This window comes from Aequorivita sp. CIP111184, assembly GCF_900489465.1.
Lineage (GTDB): Bacteria > Bacteroidota > Bacteroidia > Flavobacteriales > Flavobacteriaceae > Aequorivita.
In genome coordinates, this window is sequence record NZ_UEFQ01000015.1 from 239,236 (window position 1) to 263,577 (window position 24,342).

At 36.9% G+C, this 24,342-nt stretch carries 23 protein-coding genes; 17 read left to right on the forward strand and 6 right to left on the reverse strand.

Going from position 1 to position 24,342, the window contains the following annotated elements:
- The first annotated feature begins 16 nt into the window (after nucleotides 1-16).
- Complete coding sequence (locus tag AEQU1_RS05520) at nucleotides 17-2,263, forward strand: response regulator (RefSeq protein ID WP_111879437.1); 2,247 nt, start codon at nucleotides 17-19, stop codon at nucleotides 2,261-2,263.
- Here AEQU1_RS05520 and lpxK read toward each other — a convergent pair whose 3' ends face one another.
- Nucleotides 2,264-3,265, reverse strand: a complete 1,002-nt coding sequence (gene lpxK, locus AEQU1_RS05525) for a tetraacyldisaccharide 4'-kinase (protein ID WP_111879439.1) — start codon at nucleotides 3,263-3,265, stop codon at nucleotides 2,264-2,266.
- A 104-nt stretch (nucleotides 3,266-3,369) separates the two neighbouring features.
- Between lpxK and AEQU1_RS05530 the strand changes: the two genes are divergently transcribed.
- The 3 genes from AEQU1_RS05530 (at nucleotide 3,370) to msrA (ending at nucleotide 6,031) form a co-directional block, all read left to right on the forward strand.
- Nucleotides 3,370-4,464 carry a Nif3-like dinuclear metal center hexameric protein gene (locus AEQU1_RS05530; RefSeq protein WP_111879440.1) on the forward strand — a complete coding sequence of 365 codons (1,095 nt, stop codon included), beginning with the start codon at nucleotides 3,370-3,372 and terminating at the stop codon, nucleotides 4,462-4,464.
- A 3-nt stretch (nucleotides 4,465-4,467) separates the two neighbouring features.
- The gene (locus tag AEQU1_RS05535; protein ID WP_111879442.1) at nucleotides 4,468-5,250 is read left to right on the forward strand and encodes a zinc ribbon domain-containing protein; all 783 of its coding nucleotides are present in this window, start codon (nucleotides 4,468-4,470) and stop codon (nucleotides 5,248-5,250) included.
- Nucleotides 5,251-5,359: 109 nt separating this feature from the next.
- Nucleotides 5,360-6,031 (forward strand): peptide-methionine (S)-S-oxide reductase MsrA, encoded by a 672-nt coding sequence (gene msrA / locus AEQU1_RS05540; RefSeq protein ID WP_111879444.1) that lies wholly within the window; start codon nucleotides 5,360-5,362, stop codon nucleotides 6,029-6,031.
- Nucleotides 6,032-6,072: 41 nt separating this feature from the next.
- Here the strand turns inward: msrA and AEQU1_RS05545 are convergent, their stop codons facing one another.
- Nucleotides 6,073-6,870 (reverse strand): bifunctional 2-polyprenyl-6-hydroxyphenol methylase/3-demethylubiquinol 3-O-methyltransferase UbiG, encoded by a 798-nt coding sequence (locus tag AEQU1_RS05545; protein ID WP_111879445.1) that lies wholly within the window; start codon nucleotides 6,868-6,870, stop codon nucleotides 6,073-6,075.
- 162 nt (nucleotides 6,871-7,032) lie between these two features.
- On the opposite strand from AEQU1_RS05545, the gene AEQU1_RS05550 reads away from it, so the two are divergent.
- The gene (locus AEQU1_RS05550; RefSeq protein WP_014781235.1) at nucleotides 7,033-7,191 is read left to right on the forward strand and encodes a lmo0937 family membrane protein; all 159 of its coding nucleotides are present in this window, start codon (nucleotides 7,033-7,035) and stop codon (nucleotides 7,189-7,191) included.
- 42 nt (nucleotides 7,192-7,233) lie between these two features.
- Complete coding sequence (locus tag AEQU1_RS16290) at nucleotides 7,234-7,365, forward strand: hypothetical protein (protein WP_258455150.1); 132 nt, start codon at nucleotides 7,234-7,236, stop codon at nucleotides 7,363-7,365.
- 54 nt (nucleotides 7,366-7,419) lie between these two features.
- Here AEQU1_RS16290 and AEQU1_RS05555 read toward each other — a convergent pair whose 3' ends face one another.
- Complete coding sequence (locus AEQU1_RS05555; protein ID WP_111879447.1) at nucleotides 7,420-7,701, reverse strand: GNAT family N-acetyltransferase; 282 nt, start codon at nucleotides 7,699-7,701, stop codon at nucleotides 7,420-7,422.
- Between the two features lie 94 nt (nucleotides 7,702-7,795).
- On the opposite strand from AEQU1_RS05555, the gene AEQU1_RS05560 reads away from it, so the two are divergent.
- Nucleotides 7,796-8,485, forward strand: coding sequence for a hypothetical protein (locus tag AEQU1_RS05560; RefSeq protein WP_111879448.1), 690 nt, complete (start codon nucleotides 7,796-7,798; stop codon nucleotides 8,483-8,485).
- 8 nt (nucleotides 8,486-8,493) lie between these two features.
- On the opposite strand, the gene AEQU1_RS05565 is transcribed toward AEQU1_RS05560, so the two are convergent.
- Complete coding sequence (locus AEQU1_RS05565) at nucleotides 8,494-10,650, reverse strand: T9SS type A sorting domain-containing protein (RefSeq protein WP_111879450.1); 2,157 nt, start codon at nucleotides 10,648-10,650, stop codon at nucleotides 8,494-8,496.
- 116 nt (nucleotides 10,651-10,766) lie between these two features.
- Here AEQU1_RS05565 and kynU point away from each other — a divergent pair, with 116 nt between their 5' ends.
- The 10 genes from kynU (at nucleotide 10,767) to AEQU1_RS05615 (ending at nucleotide 21,566) form a co-directional block, all read left to right on the forward strand.
- Complete coding sequence (gene kynU, locus AEQU1_RS05570; RefSeq protein WP_111879452.1) at nucleotides 10,767-12,032, forward strand: kynureninase; 1,266 nt, start codon at nucleotides 10,767-10,769, stop codon at nucleotides 12,030-12,032.
- A gap of 9 nt (nucleotides 12,033-12,041) precedes the next feature.
- Nucleotides 12,042-12,698, forward strand: coding sequence for a DUF2306 domain-containing protein (locus AEQU1_RS05575; protein WP_111879453.1), 657 nt, complete (start codon nucleotides 12,042-12,044; stop codon nucleotides 12,696-12,698).
- A gap of 1 nt (nucleotide 12,699) precedes the next feature.
- A complete protein-coding gene (locus AEQU1_RS05580) occupies nucleotides 12,700-14,106 on the forward strand; it encodes an NAD(P)/FAD-dependent oxidoreductase (protein ID WP_111879455.1) in 1,407 nt (468 codons plus the stop codon).
- Between the two features lie 98 nt (nucleotides 14,107-14,204).
- A complete protein-coding gene (locus AEQU1_RS05585; RefSeq protein ID WP_111879457.1) occupies nucleotides 14,205-14,633 on the forward strand; it encodes a RidA family protein in 429 nt (142 codons plus the stop codon).
- 45 nt (nucleotides 14,634-14,678) lie between these two features.
- Nucleotides 14,679-16,124, forward strand: a complete 1,446-nt coding sequence (locus AEQU1_RS05590; RefSeq protein ID WP_111879459.1) for an aldehyde dehydrogenase — start codon at nucleotides 14,679-14,681, stop codon at nucleotides 16,122-16,124.
- Nucleotides 16,125-16,210: 86 nt separating this feature from the next.
- Entirely contained in the window at nucleotides 16,211-16,996 is a 786-nt protein-coding gene (locus tag AEQU1_RS05595) for an SDR family oxidoreductase (protein ID WP_111879460.1), read from the forward strand.
- Between the two features lie 24 nt (nucleotides 16,997-17,020).
- Nucleotides 17,021-18,121 (forward strand): amidohydrolase family protein, encoded by a 1,101-nt coding sequence (locus AEQU1_RS05600; protein WP_111879462.1) that lies wholly within the window; start codon nucleotides 17,021-17,023, stop codon nucleotides 18,119-18,121.
- Complete coding sequence (locus AEQU1_RS05605) at nucleotides 18,105-19,241, forward strand: hypothetical protein (RefSeq protein WP_111879463.1); 1,137 nt, start codon at nucleotides 18,105-18,107, stop codon at nucleotides 19,239-19,241. Before AEQU1_RS05600 ends, AEQU1_RS05605 begins: the two co-directional genes overlap by 17 nt.
- A 116-nt stretch (nucleotides 19,242-19,357) precedes the next feature.
- Nucleotides 19,358-20,914: a peptide MFS transporter gene (locus tag AEQU1_RS05610; RefSeq protein WP_111879568.1), complete on the forward strand. Its 1,557-nt coding sequence runs from the start codon at nucleotides 19,358-19,360 to the stop codon at nucleotides 20,912-20,914.
- 10 nt (nucleotides 20,915-20,924) lie between these two features.
- On the forward strand, nucleotides 20,925-21,566 hold the full coding sequence (locus tag AEQU1_RS05615; RefSeq protein WP_111879465.1) for an O-methyltransferase: 642 nt from the start codon (nucleotides 20,925-20,927) through the stop codon (nucleotides 21,564-21,566).
- Nucleotides 21,567-21,579: 13 nt separating this feature from the next.
- Here the strand turns inward: AEQU1_RS05615 and AEQU1_RS05620 are convergent, their stop codons facing one another.
- Both AEQU1_RS05620 and AEQU1_RS05625 read right to left on the reverse strand, forming a co-directional pair.
- Nucleotides 21,580-21,867, reverse strand: a complete 288-nt coding sequence (locus AEQU1_RS05620; protein ID WP_111879467.1) for a twin-arginine translocase TatA/TatE family subunit — start codon at nucleotides 21,865-21,867, stop codon at nucleotides 21,580-21,582.
- A gap of 124 nt (nucleotides 21,868-21,991) precedes the next feature.
- On the reverse strand, nucleotides 21,992-24,298 hold the full coding sequence (locus AEQU1_RS05625) for a M1 family metallopeptidase (protein ID WP_111879468.1): 2,307 nt from the start codon (nucleotides 24,296-24,298) through the stop codon (nucleotides 21,992-21,994).
- Nucleotides 24,299-24,342: the final 44 nt, after the last annotated feature.

Consider the following 24,342-nt stretch of genomic DNA (forward strand, 5'->3'; position numbering starts at 1 on the left):
CCTTTTAAACTAACCGATGTACCTACCAATACTAAAATACAAGATTCTCTTGCCCCTAATTTTGTGTTTGCTGGTTTCAGTTAAATCTTTCCCAAGCCAAATAAAGGATACCATTGTAACCATAAAACAATTGCAGTATAACGCTTCAAAGGCGTTGGAGACTGAGAATTTTATGGAAGCAGTTCAAAGTTTAAACGATGCCAACAAACTGGCAATGCTCCCAAAATATAAAAGCTATAAAGCAGATGTAGAAATCAGTATAGCAGAGCTTTTTTATAACTTGGAATATTTTGACAAAGCAATTGAAGAAGCTGAAAAAGCAATTGAAAACGGTGAAACTTACAAAAACTATTATAAACTTGGTAAGGCCTATAATCTTTATGGGCTAATTCTTATTTCAAAAGGACAAACTGCAAAAGCTGAAAAATTCCTGAACAAAGCCGATTCAATCTATATAGATTTGAAAGATGAAAATAGTAGAGCAAACGTTCTTTACAGCAAGGGATTATTAGAAATTAGACTTGGCAATTACGACAAAGCCATTTCAAATTTAAAACCTGCCGCACAAAGTTTTAAGGAACAAGGAATGCTTTTTCAAGAAGTGAGTGCCTACAGTAGCATTGCAGATGCACTTTCACTTATAGACCCAATAAGCTATAAAAGCCCCTTGCAAGAAGCAAAAGGGCTACTACAAACTGTTACTGGAATTTCAGAGTCGCAAGGCTTTTCAAAATTATTGGTTGAGAACCATCGAATCAATTCACAGATTTTGATAGCACAGAAAATGGGCTCTAAGGCAGAAGCAGAGCTTAAATATTATCTTACCCAAAAAGATTCGCTGCGCCAAATTAACCTAAAAGCAATTGAACGAGGCATACAGGTAAAATCTTCAATTGGAGATCTTAACCAAATTATAGCCTCTCAGAAGGACGATTTACGGAAGCAGGACAAATCACTTTTTTTCGGAAAACTTACAGGTTGGCTAAGTATTGCCCTAATTTTGATTCTATCACTTTTAACCCTTTCGCTTTATAAAAACAATAATTTAAGAGCAAAAGCAAACGAGCTTTTGCAGGACAAAAATACTGAACTGCAAGAAGCCAAGGAAAATGCCGAAAAAGCTTCACAAGCCAAAGCGCAGTTTCTTTCAACAATAACACACGAGTTGCGAACCCCAATGTATACTGTTACTGGCTTAACGCACCTTCTTTTGGAAGAAGATCCAAAACCCGAACAAAAAGAGCATCTCAATTCACTTAAATTTTCTGGAGAATATCTTTTATCGCTAATTAATAACATTTTAGACCTCAACAAACTGGAGGCAAATAAAGTGGAAATTGAAAAAGCACCATTTAATTTGAAAAAACGGATTGACGGAGTTTTGATAGCGTTAAAAAAATCTGCAGAAGTAAAAAACAACAATATCCATTACGAATATGACCCTACATTACCCCATGAAGTTTTGGGTGATTCACTTAAAATTTCGCAGATTCTCATTAACCTTATTAGCAACTCCATAAAGTTTACTGAAAACGGAGATATCTGGATTAGAATCCAAAATGCTGAAAAGAACGCGAAAAAGGTTGTTGTGCATTTTGAGGTAGAAGATACCGGTGATGGAATTTCAAAGAAAAAGCAAAATACTATTTTTGAATCTTTCTCTCAAGGTTCTCTTCAAATTAATCGTAAATATGGCGGAACCGGGCTTGGTCTTTCCATTGTGAAAAACCTTTTGGAGTTGATGGGAAGCAAAATATTTTTGGAAAGTAAACTAGGCGAAGGCTCCAAGTTTTGGTTCAATATAAATTATGATATTTCTGAAACAGATGGCGTTGTTAAACCTATAAATGAACTTGAAGTTGTTGTTGAAAATGATATTTTTGAAAACAAATCGGTGATGATTGTAGAAGACAACAAGATTAACCAAATGATTACCAAAAAAATTCTTGAGAAGAAGAAAATGGTATGTACCGTGGTGGACAATGGAATGGACGCTATTAAGCTTGCGAAAGAAGGAGATTTCAATGTAATCTTAATGGACATCCACATGCCAGGAATAAGTGGAATTGAAGCAACCAAAAAAATTCGGGAGTTTAATAAAACCGTTCCCATTATTGCCCTTACAGCTATTACGATTGAAGAAAATTTGGAGGATTTTTACAAAGCAGGTTTCAATGAATTTATTCCAAAACCATTTAACGCTGAGGATTTTTTCGAAAAAATAAATAGGGTACTTCGCAACAGTGATTTCATGGTAAAATAATTATTTCACCATTTCTTCTTCAATTCTTTTTTTAAATTCAGCTTCTGCGTTGTTTAAAATAATAGTTTTTATTGGCAAAAAGTAGATTTCAGTAGCGCTTGTCAGCCCTTGCAATCGCATAAAATCTTTTTCGGTAGTAAGTATTAGCGGATGTTTTTTTAATTCCTCAATTTCTGAAGCAGTAAAATTATGATGGTCTGGATAAGATTTTGAGTCAAAATTCAATCCTTCCTTATTTAAAAAAACAACCAACGGTTTTGGATTTGCAATCCCCGTCACTAAAAGAAATTCTTTATCAATTAAATAATTAAGTGGCTTCACTTGCTTTGTGTTCATAATTTGAGCGCCGTAACCAATTTTTGAAAAATAAATTTGTTGGTGCCCTTTTGGTCTTAACTTTCGTTTTATAGTTTTAATTTCAGAATCACTGATGTTTTCTGGACATTTTGTAACAACAATAATGTCTGCTCTTTTTGCACCGCTCTTTGGTTCGCGGAGATTTCCCGTTGGTAGCATACAATCGTTGCTGTACAATTTACCAAAGGAAGTGAGTAAAATATTAAGTGAAGCTTCCACTTTTCTATGCTGAAAAGCATCGTCGAGCAAAATTACATCCGCCGCATTTTGAAGCTTTTCAATTCCAGTTTGGCGATCTTCGCAAACTGCTACACTAATTTCAGGAAATTTTTGCTTAAACTGAAGCGGTTCATCTCCCACTTCTTCAACAACACTTGATTTTAAAACTTCTCGATACCCTGTTGTTTTTCGCTTGTAACCACGGCTTAATATGGCTAGTTGATGATTGCTTTTTAAAAAGGAAACCAAAAACTCAATCATAGGCGATTTTCCAGTCCCACCAGTAGATAGGTTTCCCACGCAGATAACCGGAAAATTATAAGACCTACTTTTTAAAATACCGGTATTGTAAAAAAAATTGCGAAGTGCAGTAATGCCGCCGTACAACAAAGAAAATGGAAAAAGTAATTTTCGAAGCAAGTTCATTTAACGAAAGTACTAATTCCACAGAAAACTGTGATTACTTTAAAATAAAATTAGAAGTCCGTAAAAATTCCACAAACTGTTATCTTTACTGAAAATGTAAAAAAATGAAGGTAAAAGAAGTCATTGCGCTGCTTGAAGAACTCGCGCCACTCTCCTATTCTGAAGATTTTGACAATACAGGCCTCCTTGTTGGAGATGCGAACGCTACAGTTTCGGGAATATTGGTAACGCTGGATACTTTGGAAAAAGTGGTAGATGAAGCTATTGAAAAAAAATGCAACCTCATCGTGAGCTTTCATCCTATTATTTTTTCAGGTTTGAAAAAAATCACTGGAAAAACCTATGTGGAGCGTGTCGTTCAAAAAGCAATAAAGCACGACATCGCCATATTTTCAAATCACACCGCGTTGGACAATTCGTGGAACGGAGTGAATGCAATGATTTGCGAAAAACTTGAATTAAAAAATCGTGCGGTATTAATTCCCCAAAATGAAACAATAAAAAAACTGATCACTTTTGTTCCTTCCAAAGATGCGCAAAATGTTAGAAACGCACTTTTTGCTGCAGGTGCTGGAAATATTGGTAATTATGAAAATTGCAGTTTTAATATTGAGGGAAAAGGTAGCTTTAAAGGAAATGAAGATTCCAACCCTGTAATTGGTAAAAAAGGGGAAATTCATTTTGAAGAAGAAACACAGCTTGGAGTAACATTTGCAAAACATCTTCAAAGTAATATTTTGAAAGCACTTTTTGAAACGCACCCCTATGAAGAAGTTGCATATGAAATAACCACGCTTGAAAACCAAAATCAGCATTTGGGCATGGGAATGATTGGCGAATTTGAAAAAGCGATGGACGAAAAGGAGTTTTTACAATTTCTGAAAAAAACCATGAAAACAGATTGTGTTCGGCATTCAGAATTTCTAAAAAAACCAATTAAAAAAGTTGCTTTGCTCGGCGGAAGCGGAAGTTTTGCCATTGAAGCAGCAAAAAAAGCCGGAGCAGACGCATTTATTTCGGCAGATTTAAAATATCATGATTTCTTTAAGGCCGAAAACACTATACTTTTGGCGGATATTGGACATTATGAAAGTGAACAGTACACAAAAGACCTTTTACATTCTTTCCTTAAGAAAAAAATTACTAATTTTGCAGTCCTTTTATCACAAACAAATACCAATCCTATTAGCTATTTATAATTTATGGCAACAAAAACCGAAGTTACTGTTGAAGAGAAGTTAAGAGCCTTGTATGACCTGCAGCTTATTGATTCAAGAATTGATGAAATAAGAAGCGTTCGCGGCGAACTTCCGTTGGAAGTTGAAGATCTTGAGGACGAAGTGGCAGGTATGAATACCCGTCTTGAAAAACTGAAAGCGGATCTTGAAGTAATTGAAGACCAAATCAAGGAAAAAAAGAACAATATTGAAGAGTCTAAAGGACTTATCAAGAAATATTCTACACAGCAAGATAATGTTCGCAACAATCGTGAATACAACTCTTTGAGTAAAGAAGTTGAATTTCAGGAACTTGAAATTCAGCTTGCTGAAAAGAACATAAAAGAATATCGCGCCCAGATAGAGCAAAAAAATCAAGTTATCGAAGAAACAAAATCTCGTTTTGACGAACGCTCAGAACACTTGAAACATAAACAAAGTGAGCTGGACGAGATATTAAAAGAAACCGAAAAAGAAGAGCAAACGCTTATAAAGCAATCTGATAGTTTCGAATCTCAAATTGAGCCACGTCTAATAAAAGCGTATAAAAGAATCCGTACTAATGTAAAGAACGGTCTTGCTATTGTAGCCGTGGAGCGTGGAGCATCTGGTGGCTCTTTCTTTACCATTCCACCTCAGGTACAAATGGAAATTGCGGGTCGTAAAAAAATAATTACTGATGAGCATAGTGGCCGAATCTTAGTAGATCCAGATCTTGCTAACGAAGAACGCGAAAAGATGGAAGCCATGTTCACTAAACTTAAATAAGCAAAAAATATCAATTAAAAAAAGCCTTCACATATAGTGAAGGCTTTTTTTATATCTTAATTGAAAGGTTCTTTAAAATATATAGACTTATTCGCTAAAACATATTAATATGAAAAAATACACAATTTTAGTTGCCAGCATCTTTCTGTTTACATTGCAAGGAGCCTGCAAACCATCTAACGACAAAAACAAAGAAGCCGAAAATATTGCACAAAAAGAACAAACTCCCATACAGACCGAAACTCAAAATGGGCTAGAACGTGCCTATTTTGCAAGTGGCTGTTTCTGGTGTGTTGAGGCGGTTTATGAAAGTGTAATTGGCGTTAAGGAAGCCATTTCAGGATACAGTGGTGGAACAATGCAAAACCCAACATACGAAAACCACGGAGACCATGCTGAAGCAGTAGAAGTTATTTACGATCCTAAAGTAGTTAGTTTCAGTCAACTTATTGATGTGTATTTAGGCTCACAAAACGTAACACAAGTTAATGGTCAAGGGCCAGACCACGGTAAATCATATCGTTCCATTGCTTTTTATCAAAACGATTCTGAAAAGAAAATAATTGATGAAAAGATTGCCGCACTAAACAAAGAACTGAACGGAGATAAAGTTGCAGCGCAGGTTTTGCCTTTCCAAAAATTTTGGGATGCGGAAAACTATCATCAAAATTATGAGAAGAACAATCCAGAGAATCCATATATTCAAAATGTTTCTATTCCCCGAATCAATAAGTTTAAACAAAAATTTCCTGAGCTTTTAAAGAAAACGGAAAGTCATTAATAAAAAAATCTAATACTAGCCTGACAAATCTTAAAAGTTTGTCAGGTTTTTTTTGTCTTGACTTCAAAAATCAAAGGATACATTTTATTCGGCATCTCAAACATACCTTCTGCGTTTTTCACCAATTCCGGAAAAATATCATACGGCGAGGCATCGTGTTCCTTTAAATATTCAATATGAAGTCCTGCTTCCGAAAGTGAAGAAATAACTTCGCCCAAACTGTGGTTCCAGCCATATTCCTTGCTTATCATTTTTGAATCTTTATCGGCATAAGTTCCTTCGTATTCTTCATAAATAGCTTCCTTTTGTTGATAGCCATATTTCATTATTGGTGGTGAAACGGTATAATCAAACATCCAAGCAATGGGATGAAATTCTACTATATAAAAGAAACCTCCAGGCTTCAATCTTTCTAAAATCATTTTTGCCCAAGGTTTTAAATCTGGCAACCAGCCTATAGTGCCATAACTTGTAAATACAATATCAAATTTTTCTGATATATATTTTGAAGTATCCAAAACGTTACAGCATACAAAACTTGCGTCGAGCATTAATTCAGAGTTTAATTGTTTTGCCAGCTTTATTCCTTCTTCAGAAATATCAACCCCAGTACATTTGGCTCCCATTCTCGCTAAGCTCAATGTGTCTTGCCCAAAATGACATTGAAGATGTAAAAGGCTCTTGCTTGATGTATCTCCCAATGAATCTAATTCATATTTATTTAGAGAAGATTTTCCTTTTTTAAAATTTTCCAAATCATAAAAATCACTTTTTGCATGAATATTTACCTTGGTATTCCAAGTATTTCTATTGATCTCAAATTTTTCTAGATGATTCATAATTTCATTTTTAATATTTAAAAAGAAAATTAACGCAAAAAATACTATTACTAACAATATTCATATTTTTTTACCAATTTCGTTAAACATCGGTTAAAAAAATGGAGAGATGTGAGCTTTTGTTGTAGTTTTAAACACACTAACTTTAAAAAACTTATTATTATGGGTGACATCATTTGGTTAATTGTAGTACTCCTTATTATAGGATGGCTAGTAGGCTACTTCGGTTTCGGAGAGGCTGTTGGAAGTTTAATTCACATTTTATTAGTCTTGGCTATTATTGGTATTTTATACAGATTGGCAACTGGACGTAGACCATAATTTCTTTAAAAATTAATTATCAACCATTTAAAACTTTAAAACATGAAAAAAGTATTTTTAATTTTATTCGCTGCGGGGCTTATGAGCACAAGCTTTACAAGCTGCCGTGAGAAAAAAACAGTCGGTGATAAGATAGAAGACGTAGCAGACGATATTGAAGACGCTGTAGATTAATTTTTTCTATTATATGAAAAAAAAATCGCTCCTAAAATTTAGGAGCGATTTTTTTTATTTTGATTTCAGTAACGATTGCCATTCAGAATGCTTTTCTATATAGCTTTTTACAAATGGGCATACTGGATCCACTTTATATCCAGAGTCTGAGATTGTAGTCAAAACTTTCTTTAACATCTGGGAAGCTATTCCTTTTCCTTCCAAAGATTCGGGTACTTCGGTATGAATTAGTTTTAACGTATTGCCATCTTTTTCGTAAGCAATAATGGCTACTTTCCCCTCAACGTGTGTTTCAAATTGGTTTTTTGATTTGTTGTCTTCTATTTTTAAATCCATAATTTTTTCTTTAAAAATACGAATTATATTAAAACGTACGGGTTTAAGTATCTTTACAAGATAAAACCAACATTTCTTTTAAGAATATATCTTTATGAAAACACTTTTATCAATATTCATTGTGGCGATATTTTTTTCTTGCAATTCAAAGAAAAACAGTAATACAAATATGTACGACACTCCTACTGATAGTATTGTAGTGGCCGAAACAACTGCAGCGAAAATTGCTCGAGCCAATGGTTTTGATGAGTGGAAAAACGTTTCAGAAATAGCTTTCACATTTAATGTAGATCGTGGTGAAAACCATTTTGACCGCTCGTGGATTTGGAAACCGAATACTGGAGATGTTACAATGATTTCTGCCAAAGACACAGTCAGTTATAATCGTTCGAAAATGGATAGCTTAATTATGAAAACAGATGGAGCGTTCATAAATGATAAATATTGGCTGCTTGCGCCTTATCAATTAATGTGGGATGACGGAATCACTTTTTCTGATAAGGAAGGTGCTGTTTCACCAATCTCCAAAGATACTTTAGATCAATTGACAATTGTTTATGGAAACGACGGTGGTTACACCCCCGGAGATGCTTATGATTTTTTCTATGACAAGAATTATAAAATTAAGGAGTGGAATTACAGACAGGGGAATGCGGAAAAACCTTCAATGTCTACGACTTGGGAAGACTACGAGAATTTTAGCGGACTTGAAATTGCAAAAACGCATAAGGATAGCACTGGGAATTTCAAGTTGTATTTCACAAATATTTCAGTGAAAAAATAAATAGATAACTAATTTTTCAGAAGTTTTTGAGTCCACACTTTTTTCTTTCCGTCCCGTAAACTGAAAAAATACAAACCTGATCGCAAACTTGAAACGTTCATTTCAAACTCATTATTTGTGTTGAAATTTGTAGTGGAAGAAAGCACTTCTCTTCCCAAAATATCGAAAATCACAGCTTCAAAATTTCTATCGGTTCTGAAAAGTACTGTAATTTTTGCATCCGCAGGATTTGGAAAAACCACGCCATTTTTGGCAATTTCACCTGTGAAATATTTTTCGGCAAATGAAAATGCTTCGAGCCCTATTTCTTTTCCAATAATACGTCCGGGAATATCGTCCACGGGAACATGGATTCCGCCCCAAATTCGGGAAAGACTGCACTGATCAGAAGCATCTCTATAAGTAGCCCATTGCAGTTGAAAACTTTTGCTGGGACCTTCCTCAAATACCAAAAATTCATTTTTTTCAATATCAAAAGTTCCCATTCCTCCAGGGAAATATTCACTTCCTGTTAGCATCGTCATCACTTCAGCAGCCGCACGGGAAAATGTGGAATGCCCAGAAATATAGCCAGCAAAAGGCGGTGTCACAAAAGAAGGACGCTGATACGGCCACCATTCCGAAGAAAGTATCCACCCCACTCCCGCTTCATCAATATTTGGATTCACAATATGTTCTGGACCTCGCCAAGTGTAAAGTTTCATTTTGCCCAAATTTTCGTTGAAATTTCCAGCCAATGAATCTCCTTCTTTTATGATTTCAATTCTACCAGAAATAATAGGTAATCCATGAGGACTATAACTTGGTTGATTAGGATCGCTGGATTGCCCTTGGTCGCCCATATAGCGAATGGCACTCACCGGTCGGATAAAATCATAATAACCTTTTATTCCCCAAGCACTCACAGCCACATCGTGCATCGTGCCGCCCAAAATAAAATAACTTTTAACGTCCCATTCCAAATCAGATAAAATGCGTCCAGAACCTTTAAACTTTTTAACCGTTGACGGATGGTCACTAACATAATTTAGTAAAACAAACCAATGTCCGGGTGGAGTTTCACTATTAGGGCCATCTGCCCAAAATTCAGCCAATGCTCTGGTATAATCGCCTCTATAAACCATTTGTGGTTGATATGGTTCACCAGTAATGCCATTAATTTCCCTACCGTGACTTGGATCCCCACCTTCTTCAAAATTGTAAAAATTTTTATATTCCTGAAGTGTTTGTGGGTATAAATCCATGCTCAAATTCCCATTGTTTCTTGGTGAAATATCTAGTTTTACACTATCTGCAGGACTAAGATGCGCACCCCAAGCGGCAGTTAAGGAAAAATTCCATTTATAAGCATCCTCTATTCCCATATCATCTTGAATAAAACAAGGTAGTCCCGGATCGTGATATACCCAAAAGTCATAACCTGGAACATTGTAAATAGTCCTATCTTCCTCTTTTAAAGAAAAAGGAGCAACTTTCCCCCATTCAGGACTTAAAAAAGGAGGTTGCCCACCAGGAATTGTATGTCCGCTTTGATCAACATAAGCTTCAATTTTTAAAGGTTGCCAATTATTTGGAAATTGTAAATCAGGATTCCCCGAGATATCCATATTCAGAGGCTCATTTAATGGTTCGTAAAATTCGTTGGTGTAGTTATTTGCCTCATTGGATCCATCCTGTAATCCAAATTCAATAATCTTCTGAGCCATATAATTTCCTAAAGCCGCAGGGTTTCCATTGTGATAATTCGTGTCTGAATAATTTTTGTCAAAACCTAAATTATCCATTAGAGAATCTATAGAATCCATAATTTCTGAAGCTTCCGGTGAATTTGCAAAACGATGTTGCATCAACCTATAGACACCATAACTAATAGCTTTCTTTTGTGCATCGGAAGAAGAATCATCGGTTTCAAACCCATCAAATTCACAATTAAAACCATCAACCGTTTTTCCGAGAAAATATGTATCAGCCTGTTCATTAAAAACCGCCCACATATCATATATAATTACAGAAGAGTGAAATAAGTTTCTCGCGTGAATGGTAGGGCGTGCATAATCATTTCTAATACCGTTTAAAACCTCTTCATTCCATTGGCGCGCAACAGATTGGGAAAATAGTGTACCCGACAGCGAGAAGAAAAAGATTAAAAGTAATTTTCGAAACATCGATTCAAATTTAATACTCAGTATCCAACAACTCAGAAGTTTGGATATGGTGCTACAAATTAAACGAATATTAATTCCTATTTTTGTGAAAAGGCGAAAATATTTAACTCACCCGCATGTTCCAAAACACTTTAGATTACGCAAAAAAACAAGATGCCAAGGATTCATTGGCATCATTCAGAAATAAATTCCACATTCCAAAAAACGATAATGGCGAGGAACTGGTCTATCTCTGCGGAAATTCGCTCGGTTTGCAACCAAAAATAACTTCCGAATATATTCAGGAAGTTTTGGCAGGTTGGGCGAAATATGGGGTAGAAGGTCACGTTGAAGGAAAACACCCTTGGCTCCCCTATCACGAATTTTTAGCAGAAAATATGGCGAAAATTGTGGGTGCGAAACCTTCGGAAGTGGTTGTAATGAATACACTTACAACTAACCTTCACTTAATGATGGTTTCGTTTTATCAGCCCACAAAAACCAAATATAAAATTGTGGTTGAAAGCGACGCATTTCCTTCTGATAAGTATGCAGTGGAAAGTCAACTGAAATTTCACGGAATAGATCCAAAAGAGGGTTTAATTCTGTGGAAACCTAGAAAAGGTGAAGAACTTTGCCGTTTTGAAGATCTAGAAGAAATAATGAAAAATCACGGAGACGAAATTGCTTTGTTGATGATTGGTAGCACTAATTATTACACGGGGCAATCATTTCCGCTTAAAAAAATTACAGAACTCGGACACAGCTACAATTGCACGGTAGGTTTTGATTTGGCTCATGGCGCTGGCAATATTCAGCCAAATCTGCATGAAACTGGAGCCGATTTCGCCGTTTGGTGTACCTACAAATATTTAAATAGCGGACCCGGAAGTTTGGGCGGTTGTTTCGTTCACGAACGTCATGAAAACAATGAAAAACTAAATCGTTTTGCAGGTTGGTGGGGACATAATAAGAAAACACGCTTCAATATGCGCCATGAATTTGATGCACTACCCGGCGCTGAAGGCTGGCAACTCAGCAATCCGCCAATACTTTCAATGGCGGCTATTCGTGCATCATTGGATACTTTTGCCGAAGCAGGTTTTGAAAACCTTCGAAAAAAATCTGAAAAACTTACAGGTTACTTGGAATTTCTATTGGACGAAATGAAAAACGATTCAATTAAAATTATAACACCACGAAATCCTGCAGAACGCGGCTGCCAACTTTCAATTCAGGTGAAGAATGCAGATAAAAATTTACACACAAAACTTACTGAAGCTGGTGTAATAAGCGATTGGCGCGAGCCTGATGTAATTCGTGTTGCCCCTGCCCCACTTTACAATAGTTTTGAAGATGTTTTTAAATTTTCAGAAAAATTAAAAAATGTATTGACTGTTTAAAACTATTAAATGGAACTAGAAAAATTCACTCAAATCTTAATATTGATCCACGCAGGGTTTGGAGGAATTGCACTATTATTTGGGTTTTTCGCCTTAGTTTCAAAAAAGGGCGGTAAAATTCATAAAAAATCAGGAATCATTTTTTATTTTACAATGTTGGCTTCAGCAATAGTTGCGTTATTAATTTCTGTTTTGCCAAAACACCATAGTCCATTTCTGTTTTCAATAGGAATTTTCAGTATTTATTTTTTACTTATCGGTTACAGAAGTCTCCGTTTTAAAAGAAGAAATGTAAAATTGAAAATTGAAAAAATAATTTCCTGGATAATGGTTATTGTTGGTTTCGGGATGATTCTTTATCCCCTATTGGAAAAAGGTGTAATAAATATTGTACTCACGGTTTTTGGACTAACGGGTTTAATTTTCGCTTTAAGAAACCTAAGAATGTACCAAAATATTGAAAAGCTGCACAAGAATTGGCTAAAATTACATTTGGGAAATATGACAGGTGGCTACATTGCTGCAGTTACGGCCTTTGTAGTTGTAAATGATATTTTTCCCAGTTATTACGGTTGGTTTATTCCCGGAATCATTGGCGGAACTTATATAATATATTGGATTAGAAAACTGAACAAAGGAAACACTCCTAAAATAGTTGCAAACTAAAATGACAAATAAAAAAAATATACTTATAATCGGCGCCGGCCTATGTGGAAGCCTACTGGCATTGCGAATGGCACAACGGGGTTTTGAAGTAACTCTTGTAGAAAAACGACCCGATTTGCGAAAAATTACCCAAGATGCTGGACGTTCCATAAACTTAGCTTTGAGTGATCGCGGTCTGCGAGGTTTGAGACTTGCAGGTGTTGAGGAACAAGCAAAAAAACAGTGCATTCCAATGAACGGGCGCATGATTCACGATAAAGCTGGAAACACTTTTTTGAGTCCGTACAGCGGTAGAAAAGACGAATACATAAATTCCATTTCTCGCCCGGGATTAAATATGTTGCTTTTGGACGAAGCCGAAAAATTGCCGAACGTGCAACTCATTTTTAATCACGCTTGCGAGGATGTTGATTTGGAAAATGCTTCGGCTACTTTTAAGGATTTCAATTCAAAAAAAGAAATCACCATTACGGCAGATGTAATTTTCGGAACCGACGGTGCTGGTTCGGTGGTTCGCAAAAGTATGTTTGATAGCCATAAATTTCTCTTCAGTTTTTCGCAGCAATGGCTTAGCCACGGTTATAAAGAATTGGAAATTCCAGCTACAGAAAATGGTGGATACCGAACCTATAAAAATGCTTTACACATTTGGCCACGAGGCGAAGATATGTTGATTGCACTGCCAAATCTCGATGGAAGTTTCACCGTGACGCTTTTTCTTCCGTATGAAAACAGCGATTACTGTTTCGCAAATTTGACAACACCCGAAATGGTTCACGAATATTTCAACAAAGAATTTCCGGATGTTGTAGAAATGATTCCAAACCTTTCGGAAGAATTTTTCAATAACCCAACAGGACCACTCGGCACTGTAAAATGTTCACCTTGGAATGCTTACAACAAAGTGCTTCTTTTGGGTGATGCAGCGCACGCCATCGTTCCATTTTACGGACAAGGAATGAATGCCTCTTTTGAAGACGTAGTTGTTTTTGATGAAATTCTTGAGAATTATAATTCTGAAGAGAAAAAGGATTGGAGCAAAATTTTCAAGGAATACGAAAACATTCGTAAAAAAGATACCGATGCTATTGCCGATTTGGCAGTGGATAATTTTCACGAAATGAAAGAACACACCGCAATGGAAATCTTTCAGAAAAAGCGAAAATTGGAAACCGCTTTCGAAGCAGAATTCCCCCAAGATTATTACAGCAAATATTCTTTGGTTACCTTTAAGGAATCAATCCCCTATTCCGAAGCAATGAAACGCGGAAGGGCACAGGACAAAGCGATTTTAAATCTTTTGGACGACGGAAAAATCACCGAAAAAATGTCTTTAAAAGATAAACTGGAATTGGTTAAAAAAGAAACCGAAGCCATCCTTCACGATAACGAAGTGGCGTTTGGGTAAATAATTGTCTCCTCGAGCGCAGTCGAGAGGTCAATGTTCAGCAAAATTCTGATATAAAAGAATGGGTCTCGACTGCGCTCGAACAAAACATTTAATTTATGAGCAATAAAAGCACTTTAGTAGAAGGAAAAGCAACGCCTCGCGGCGCATACCCACACGTAAAACGTGTGGGCGATTTTATATTTATTAGCGGAACAAGTTCACGTTTGCCAGACAATACCTTTGCAGGAGTTCACAAAGTGGACGAAATGGGTACGATGCATTTTGACGTGAGGGAACAAACCCGCGCCGTGTTGGAAAACATAAAAGATTACCTCGCCACAGAAGGCGCCACGATGGCTGATGTGGTTGATGTAACCAGCTTTTTGGTAAATATGAATGACTTTGCAGGTTACAATGAAGTGTATGCAGAATACTTCAATAAAGAAACGGGGCCTGCGAGAACTACCGTTGCCGTTCATCAATTGCCGCATCCGTATTTGGTGGTGGAGATTAAGGCGATGGCTTATAAACCAATAAACAATTAGCTATAACCATAATACAAGGAGATACCCGCCTTCGCGGGCATTATTATGCAAAAAATCCTAAATTACATAAACGGCGAATACGTTGAACCAATTTCAAAAAAATGGTTGGATAATTACAATCCTTCCAATGGGGAAGTTTATTCGCAGATAGCAAATTCAAATCAGGAAGATATTGAAAACGCATATCAAGCTGCAAAAGAAGCCTTCCCAAAATGGAGCAATACAACCATAGACGAACGCAGCCGAATTCTTTTAAAAATTGCAGATTTAATTGAAGAAAAATTAATTGAATTGGCCGAAGCAGAAGCTAAAGACAACGGCAAACCTTTGAGTTTAGCTTTGGCCGTTGATATTCCGCGTGCTTCCGCAAACTTTCGCTTTTTTGGAAATGCAATAACACAATTCGCCAGTGAAGCGCACGAAAGTGTAGGTTTGAATACGATTAATTTCACATTGCGCCAACCTATTGGGGTGGTTGGTTGTATTTCGCCTTGGAATCTTCCTTTGTATTTGTTCACTTGGAAAATCGCCCCGGCAATCGCAGCTGGAAATACCGTGGTCGCAAAACCTAGCGAAATTACACCACTCACCGCTTTTCTTTTAGGTGAAATCTGTAACGAAGCAGGCTTGCCAAAAGGAGTTTTAAACATCGTTCACGGCACTGGACCTTCCGCAGGGCAAGCGATTATTGAACATAAAAAAATTAAAGCCATTTCTTTTACCGGCGGCACTAAAACGGGTGAAAACATTGCTCGAACCGCAGCACCCATGTTTAAAAAATTGTCTTTGGAACTGGGTGGAAAAAACCCGAATCTCATTTTTGCAGATTGCAATTATGAAAAAATGCTGGAAGTTACCGTACGGTCATCCTTCGCAAACCAAGGTCAGATTTGCCTTTGCGGAAGCAGAATTTTTGTTGAAAAACCGATCTACGAAAAATTCAAAAAAGATTTTGTTGAAAAAGTAAAGCAATTGACAATCGGAAATCCGTTTGATGCACAAACAAATATTGGAGCTTTGGTTTCAAAACCACATTTGGAAAAAGTAGAATCATACATTAAAATCGCTGAAAAAGAAGGCGGAAAAATTCTGTGCGGCGGAAACCGGGTAATAGTAAAAGGTTTAGAAAATGGCTATTATTTGGAACCTACGGTCATAGAAGTTTTTGACGATCAATGCCGTGTAAATCAGGAAGAGATCTTCGGACCCGTAGTAACAATTATGCCTTTTGAAACCGAAGAAGAAGCATTGCAAATGGCTAACTCTGTCAAATACGGCTTATCTTCCACGCTGTGGACTTCAGATTTAAACCGCACGATGCGCATTTCAAAAGAAATTGAAGCGGGAATTGTTTGGGTAAACACGTGGCTTAACCGAGATTTGCGAACTCCCTTCGGCGGAATGAAAGACAGTGGCGTGGGACGCGAAGGTGGTTTTGAAGCACTTCGATTTTTTACGGAGGCGAAGAATGTGTGTATTAAGTATGAATAAAATGTCAGGCTGAGCGCAGTCGAAGCCCGATTGAAATTGTAACATAAAAGCCCTTCGACTGCGCTCAGGGTGACAATAAAAATATTATGAATTTAGATTTAACAAATAAAAATGCCCTAGTCTGTGGAAGCACAGCGGGAATAGGAAAAGCAACAGCAATTCAACTTGCAAAACTTGGTGCAACTGTGACTTTGGTAGCCCGCGATGGAGAAAAGCTGAAAGAAACTTTAATTGAACTTGCACATGACAAAGGTCAAAAACACAACTATTTTGTGGCAGATTTTACCAATCCGCAGCAATTGAAAGACAAAGTGGAAGTTGCGGTTTCTAGCAAAATCTTTCACATTTTGGTTAACAATACTGGCGGCCCAAAAGGCGGACCTATTTTTTCAGCAGCAACAGAGGAATTTGAAAAAGCGTTTTCAATGCATTTAATTTGCAACCAGATTTTGGTGCAAGCCGTTGTTCCGGGAATGAAAGAAGCAGATTATGGCAGGATTATCAATATAATTTCAACTTCAGTAAAACAACCAATTGACGGCTTGGGCGTGAGTAATACCATTCGCGGTGCGGTTGCGAGTTGGAGCAAAACGCTGGCTAATGAATTAGGTCAATTCGGAATAACAGTAAACAACGTTTTACCAGGTTTTACAGCTACCGATAGACTTGAAGACATTGTTGGCAACGCTGCAAAACGCATGAATAAAACCGAAAAGGAAGCGAGCGAGTTTATGAAAAGCCTTGTTCCTGCAAGACGTTTTGCCCAACCAGGAGAAATTGCCAACGCCGTTGCATTTCTTGCAAGTGAAGCCGCCAGCTACATCAACGGAATTAATCTTCCAGTGGATGGTGGACGCACCAAAAGTTTGTAACTTTAACAATCCTAAAATTTTCTTATGAGACGAAAACTCCGAATCAACGGCCATTCACATTTACTTCCTTATCCCGAGGAAATTCCTCAGTTTATGCAGGATAAGGGAATTTTTTGGGTAGATAAAGATCGAAAGTTTATGCTTCAAAAGGATTGGAGCCGTCCTGTTACGGATTCCAGTTTCTTTTTGAATGAAAAGCTGGAATGGATGGAGCGTTTCAAAATAGATCACGCTGTAGTTTTAAACCTTTCACAACTTTACGGAAATGGTCTGCGCGTGGAAGAAATGAAACAAGCGCTTCGCTTTCAGAATGATTTTAATGCCAAAATTCAACATAATCATCCTTCAAAGTTTACTTGTGGATTTGTGGTTCATCCGGGTTTTGTACGTGGCGCCCTATGGGAAATTGAACGTTGTGTTGAAACTTTAGGACTTCAACTTTTGTGTTTGCCAACTCATTATATGGACACAATCGGTACGTGGCGCTGTATTTTTGACGAAGAAAATGAGCCAATTTTTGAACTTGCTTCAAAATATAATTTGGCTGTGGAAATCCATCCCTACGATGGGGAAAAATTTATTAAGTTAGAGAATACTTCTTGGCGTTTTCACCTTATTTGGATGCTTGCACAATGCGCGGATGCCTATCATTTCTTAACTTTAAATGGGTATGCTGACAAATACCCAAATATGCGAACCTGTTTTGCCCATGGTGGACAATTGGCGCAAATAAACTTAGGAAGAAGAATACAAGGTTTTGATGGTCGTCCCGACCTTTTTGAAGGAAAAACTCATCCGCGAAAATCTGTTGGGCACAAAAATATTTTCTTCGATACACTATTACACGACACAGGTGGATTGGAGTTATTAGTTAAGAATCAAGGCTACAAACAAATCATTATGGGCTTGGATGATCCATATCCATTGGGGGAAATGGAAAGCGCCGTTCAATCATCATACCCAGGAAAAATTTTAGATTTAGCTGTAGATCGCAAAATTTTGACACCCGAACAATGCGATGCCATCTGGGACGAAAACGTAATACAGTGGCTCTGCGGCGATGACGAAACTGCCAAAAAGAACTTAGTGAACAGAATTCTTGGCGAAGATGACAGAAGTAGCTAAATTTTATATTCTTTCACATATCTGCATTTCTTTTATTGGCGGTGTATTATTGCTTGCTTTATGGTATAATATTCGTGCTAGATTCAGCCAACTTTTAGAAGAGGATGATTCACAAAAACGTGTAGATAAAGCACTTTTATATTTAAGTCTGGCAATGTTTATATGGGTGACTTCGGGTTGTTGGATTTATGGAGGAACAATTTTAAATTTTACTGGAGCAAGAGGATATCACTTGGGAATCAACTTATTTTCCATTGTGAATAATATGCTTCTATTGCTTGCGCTTTTCTACTTTTATTATGCGCCCGGATTTATTTATCACAATATTAAAAACATCAAAAAAATTATTGCGGTTATCATATTTACCTCAATTCTTACATTCATTCTCCCTTTTGTTTTGGGAGAAAATAATATTATAAAAAACATACGAATCAGCGGAATTCCAGATTTATTGCTTTCTGCTTTTCTGTGTTATTTATTGGGAGTTTCTTTTTACAGAACCTTCGCTTATCGAGGTTTAAAGGTGATTGGTATAATTTCAATCTTAGTTATTATTTTGATTTTTGTATCCCAGATTTCTGAAGTTTTTTTATTATTTGGAAATGATTTCAGTAATAATTTCATCAAAATAATTGCGAAAACTTCGCTGATTTCTATCTTTTTAGTTTTGGCAACAACTTGGGTAATTCGACTTGCGAGCACCCCAAAACCTAATGAAATAACGATACATTTTTTAGACTGGAGTCTAGTCAAATTGAATATTCCCACTAAAAATATTTACGACCAAACCATCGATTTTGGCTCCAAAACCACACAGTATAAAAATTTGCTGAAATTTGCCATCCGTAGAAAATATGCAGAAGGTGATTCACAAACTATTCCTGTAAACCTTGGTGGCGAAATCAAAAACCAAACCTACCTCACCCGAATTATCGAAAATATCAACGATATTCTTCAGTTGGACGATTCCCAAAAACTTGATCGTCGCGATCTTTTCACCTTTATTGGAGAAAGCAAGTACCGCTTGCGAATAATTCCAAACAACATTACTATCGATAAAAGATTGCTTGAAGAATTTTCCGAAAGTGCCGAAAACAAAGAGTACAAAGCTTTTTTGTAATTCATTGTAACCGCATTCACAATTAGGCACATTCCAGTATTTTTTACTATTAATTGAAACACACCCGTTTATAGGTTTGAATCTCTTCTACATTGCTCCAAATTAAAAATCCAATTATGAGCAATGTAATTTCCGAGGCAGAACAACCTCAACTTTTCGGCCATCCCAAAGGACTTCTTTATCTATTTTTTGCAGAATTATGGGAGCGATTTTCGTTCTACGGAATGCGCGCTTTGCTCGTGCTTTATATGACGAAGCATCTTTTATACGATGACGATATGGCTTTTGGCGTGTACGCTGCATATATGTCTTTAGTGTATGTAACACCAATGATTGGCGGGATTTTAGCCGATAAAATTCTGGGTTACCGAAAAGCGATTATTCTCGGTGGAATCTTAATGATTTTTGGACACTTTTTCCTTTCCATTGAAATGCCAGTTTTCTTTTACGGCTCGTTGGGATTGATAATTGTTGGAAATGGTTTTTTTAAACCTAATATTTCATCTTTTGTGGGTGAACTTTATGCACAAGGCGATAATAGGCGAGATTCTGGCTTCACTATTTTTTACCTCGGAATAAATCTAGGAGCTGCTATTGCACCACTCCTCTGCGCTTGGTTTGCCATTACATATGGCTGGCATTACGGCTTTGTTTTGGCTGGAATTGGAATGGTTACCGGACTTTTAGTTTTCAGAAGTGGTTTAAAAAATAATGTCTTCGGAAACAAAGGTCACGTGCCAAACCAACAAGTTTACGACAGAAAATCATTTGGATTAAACAGAGGAAAATTGATTGTTTTGGCTGCAATTCTTTCAGTTGGAGTTTTCGGGACCTTAGTTCGTTTTAATGAATTTGAAGGGTATTTGGTGTGGATTGTTTCTGCATTTTTGGTTTTTTATATCGGTTATATTATTTCTACTGTTAGTTCAAAGGAGAAGAAACGGTTATTGGTTGCAGTTTACTTTACTGTTTTATATACTTTATTTGCTGCAATTTTTGAACAGGCAGGGAGTTCTCTGACGCTTTTTGCCGATAGAAATGTAAATTTAGTGGGAATGGATGCAGCTGGAACCAACAGTATCAATGCTGGTTTTATAATTCTTTTTGCCATTCCATTTTCAATGCTTTGGACGTATTTGAGTCGAAAAAAAATTAATCCAAATTCTCCGGTGAAATTTGGTCTTGGGCTGTTATTTCTCGGTTTAGGTTTTATAGTTTTTGCACTTTCTGCACATAGCGTAGATAGTTTCGCGAAAACTTCAATGAGTTATTTGGTAATCGGTTATTTGGTTTTGACAATTGGGGAATTGTTTCTCTCCCCCATCGGACTTTCAAAAATGACGGAACTCTCCCCTTTAAAATATGTAGCCTTTATAATGGGCGTATGGTTTTCGGCGAATTTTTATGGACACTTTTTCGCGGGAAAAATTGCAAAATTGACAACTGTTTCTGACGGAAGTACAAATGTTTTTTCTGAGGGAATTTTTGGAACTATTACCGAATACATTACCGGTTTGACTCCGCACATTGCTTCGGGACAAAGTGATTCTTTTCAGCAATTGTTTTCATACGTTTCGGTTTATGCCAGTTTTGGGGTAATTAGTGTGATTGTGGGTATATTTGCAATACTTATTTCGCCAATAATCAAAAAGATGATGGGCGGTATTCACTAAACATTTCAAAATGGATTTTCTTCCCGAAAAAATAAACGATTACGTTGAAAAACACTCGCAACCAGAACCGGAACTGCTTCAAAAATTGAATCATGAAACCTGGCAGAAACAGATGCAACCGCGCATGTTGAGCGGTCATTTACAGGGACGGATATTGAGTATGCTTTCTAAGTTAATTCAACCTAAAAATATTCTCGAAATTGGAACCTATACAGGTTATTCGGCATTGTGTTTAGCGGAAGGGATGCAAGAAAATGGCGAGCTCCATACGATAGACATAAATGAGGAGTTATTTGATTTTCAAAGAAAATATTTTGATGAATCGTCTTATGGAAAACAGATTTTTCAGCATTTAGGAAATGCTTTGGAAATAATTCAGCAACTAGACAAAACTTTCGATTTGATATTTATTGATGCCGACAAAAGTAACTATCCAAACTATTTGGAAATCATTCTTCCGAAGCTACAAAGGGGTTCAGTAATTTTAAGTGATAATGTACTTTGGAGCGGGAAAGTGGTTGAAAAAGTGAAAGACGATGATATTGATACCAAAGCATTGCTTCAGTATAATAAATTGCTAAACGAGCATCCGAAGTTAGAAACTGTGTTGCTTCCAATCCGGGATGGACTTACTATTTCAAGAGTGATTTAGTGATTTTTAGAATTTAGAATTTCCTTTTAATAGGACCAGTAACCTCATCAACATCATCCTTTACTTGGTCTATTTGCTTTTGGACATCTTTAGTGATGTCAATATCAATTCCTTGTTTTTCGGCACCTTTGGTGATTTCAGATTTAATATCGTTGGTCGCGTCTTTTATCTGCCGCATTGCCTTACCCATTCCTCGGGCTATTTCCGGCACTTTATCTGCGCCAAAAACCAAAAGCACAATGAACAGGACGAAACCTATTTCGGCACCGCTAATGAAAAGAAAAATTACCTGTGAAATCATGGTGCAAATATACTAACGAGTTATGAGTAATAAGTAATGAGTACTGAGTTTTTCAAAAATTCATTGTTATAAAAAACCCTTTTGCAAAAAACAGCAAAAGGGTTTTAAAGGAACAAAGATAAAATTAATCTGGGTTTGTTTTGCTTTTAAAGCTATCAAAAGCTCCCAATTTTTTTCTTTTCGGCCAAGTGTTGTTTGAAGTATCAATATCTGCAGTTTCTTCATCAGGATCCACTTCTATTTTGGTTATTTCTTTTTCGGAAGCAATAACCTTGCCGACAGATTCGTCATTTTTTCGCCATATTTCAGCAGGATAAGTTATTTTTTCTGCACTTCCATCACTGTAGGTATATTGTACAATAATTGGCATTGGAATTCCTCCCGGTTTTTCAAAAGTTACTTTATAAAAATATTTTGGACTTTTTAAATTCGCTCTTTCTTCCGCAGGAATGTTATCCATAATATATTCATTCAAAGAGGTAACGTCTTCCAATTTTGAGTTGCGCATACTTTCATCAAAATCTTCGCTGCCTTCCTCAACCATATAAACTAATGGAGGCAAATCGCTTTCTGAAATACCTCGGGCAACCATCATTTCCTTCACTTCTTTGTTCATTTTTGAAGTAACAAAAAATGTTTTTACGTCTTTCACTCCAATATCTACATAATCTGTTGTATAAAACCACTCTCTCCAATACCAATCTAAATCTATTGCAGAAGCGTCTTCCATCGTTCTGAAAAAATCTTCGGGAGTTGGGTGTTTGAACATCCAGCGGTTGGCATATGTTTTAAAAGCGAAATCAAAAAGTTCGCGACCCATAATGGTTTCTCGAAGAATATTCAAAGCCGTCGCGGGTTTTGAATAGGCATTTGCTCCGAAATTATATACATTCAAACCCTTGCTCATTATTGGTGCCAACTGACTTTGATCGCCAGCCATATAATCTACAATATTTTTTGCAGGGCCTCGCCGAGAAGGATAGTTTTTGTTTGGCGCTATAGCTTCCGGATGTTTTTCGCCAAAATCCTGTTCGGCAACATATTGTGTAAAAGTGTTCAAACCTTCGTCCATCCAAGTCCATTGGCGTTCGTCACTATTTACAATCATTGGAAAATAGTTGTGACCCACTTCGTGGATAATAACACTTATCATTCCGAATTTTGTTCGCTCACTTATGCTTCCATCTTTGTCTGGTCTTCCATGATTCCAGCAAATCATTGGGTATTCCATGCCCTGATTTTTGGCGCTTACCGAAATAGCTTTTGAGTATGGATAATCAAAAGTCATACGTGAATAGGAAGTCAAAGTACTAGCCACAGCCCTTGTAGACCAATCTTCCCAAAGCGGATTTGATTCTGGTGGATACAAGGAGACAGCCATAACAGAACTGTTACCCATTTTTACGGCCATCATATCCCAAATATATTTTCGGGAAGTGGCGAAGGCGTAATCACGAACATTTTCAGCTTTAAATTTCCAAGTTCTTTTAGCGGTTGAAAAGTTTTTTGAAGCAGCTTCCGCTTCCGCTTGAGTTACAATAATAACCGGTTTATCAAATGATTTTTGCGCAGCTTCGTAGCGGTTCATCATTTCTTTAGTGAAAATTTCCTTTCTATTTTGAAGCTCGCCTGTACCGTCCAAAATATGGTCTGCGGGCACGGTAATGTTCACTTCAAAATTTCCGAAGGGAAGTGCAAACTCGTCGCGTCCCCAAAATTGACTATTCTGCCATCCTTCAACATCATTATAAACTGCCATTCGTGGGTAGAACTGTGCAATAACATACCCGCGATTACCATCTTCAAAAGTTTCGTAACCACTTCTGGCACGATCCACCACGTGGTCATTAATGTTGTACCACCATTTAATGGAAAATACAAACTTATCGCCAGGCATTAAATTCTTTGTCATATCTATACGCATCATGGTTTGGTTGATAGTATATTTTAACGAATTTCCTTTAGCATCTTTCACTTCCATAATATTGAAACCGCCATCGAATTCATTTCCCATATAATTTTGCACAAAACTTCCGGCCATATCTGCAGGCTGGGCATCTGATGACTCAATTAAAGGCGATTTTGAATCTTTTGCCCTTTTGTTTTGATCGAGTTGCACCCAAAGAAATTCCAGTTTGTCAGGTGAATTGTTCGTATAAGTAATGGTTTCGTAGCCGTTAATTTTTTTGTTTTTATCATCAAGCTCCACATCCATAACATAGTCTGCCTGCTGCTGATAATAATTTGGCCCAGGCGCGCCGCTCGCTGTGCGAAACATATTGGGAGTTGAAAATTCTTCATACATCTGCTTAAAGCGGTTGGTATTTAAATGGCCAGGGTCCCGCTTTGTAGTTTCGGTTTCGTCTTGAGCTGAAAGCCCTGCAGACACGAGGAACAGTGCGGCTAGAAATAAGGAGTTAAGTAATCGCATAATAATTCAAAAGTTTTAAAATATAATTTTGGTTGGGCAAGTTA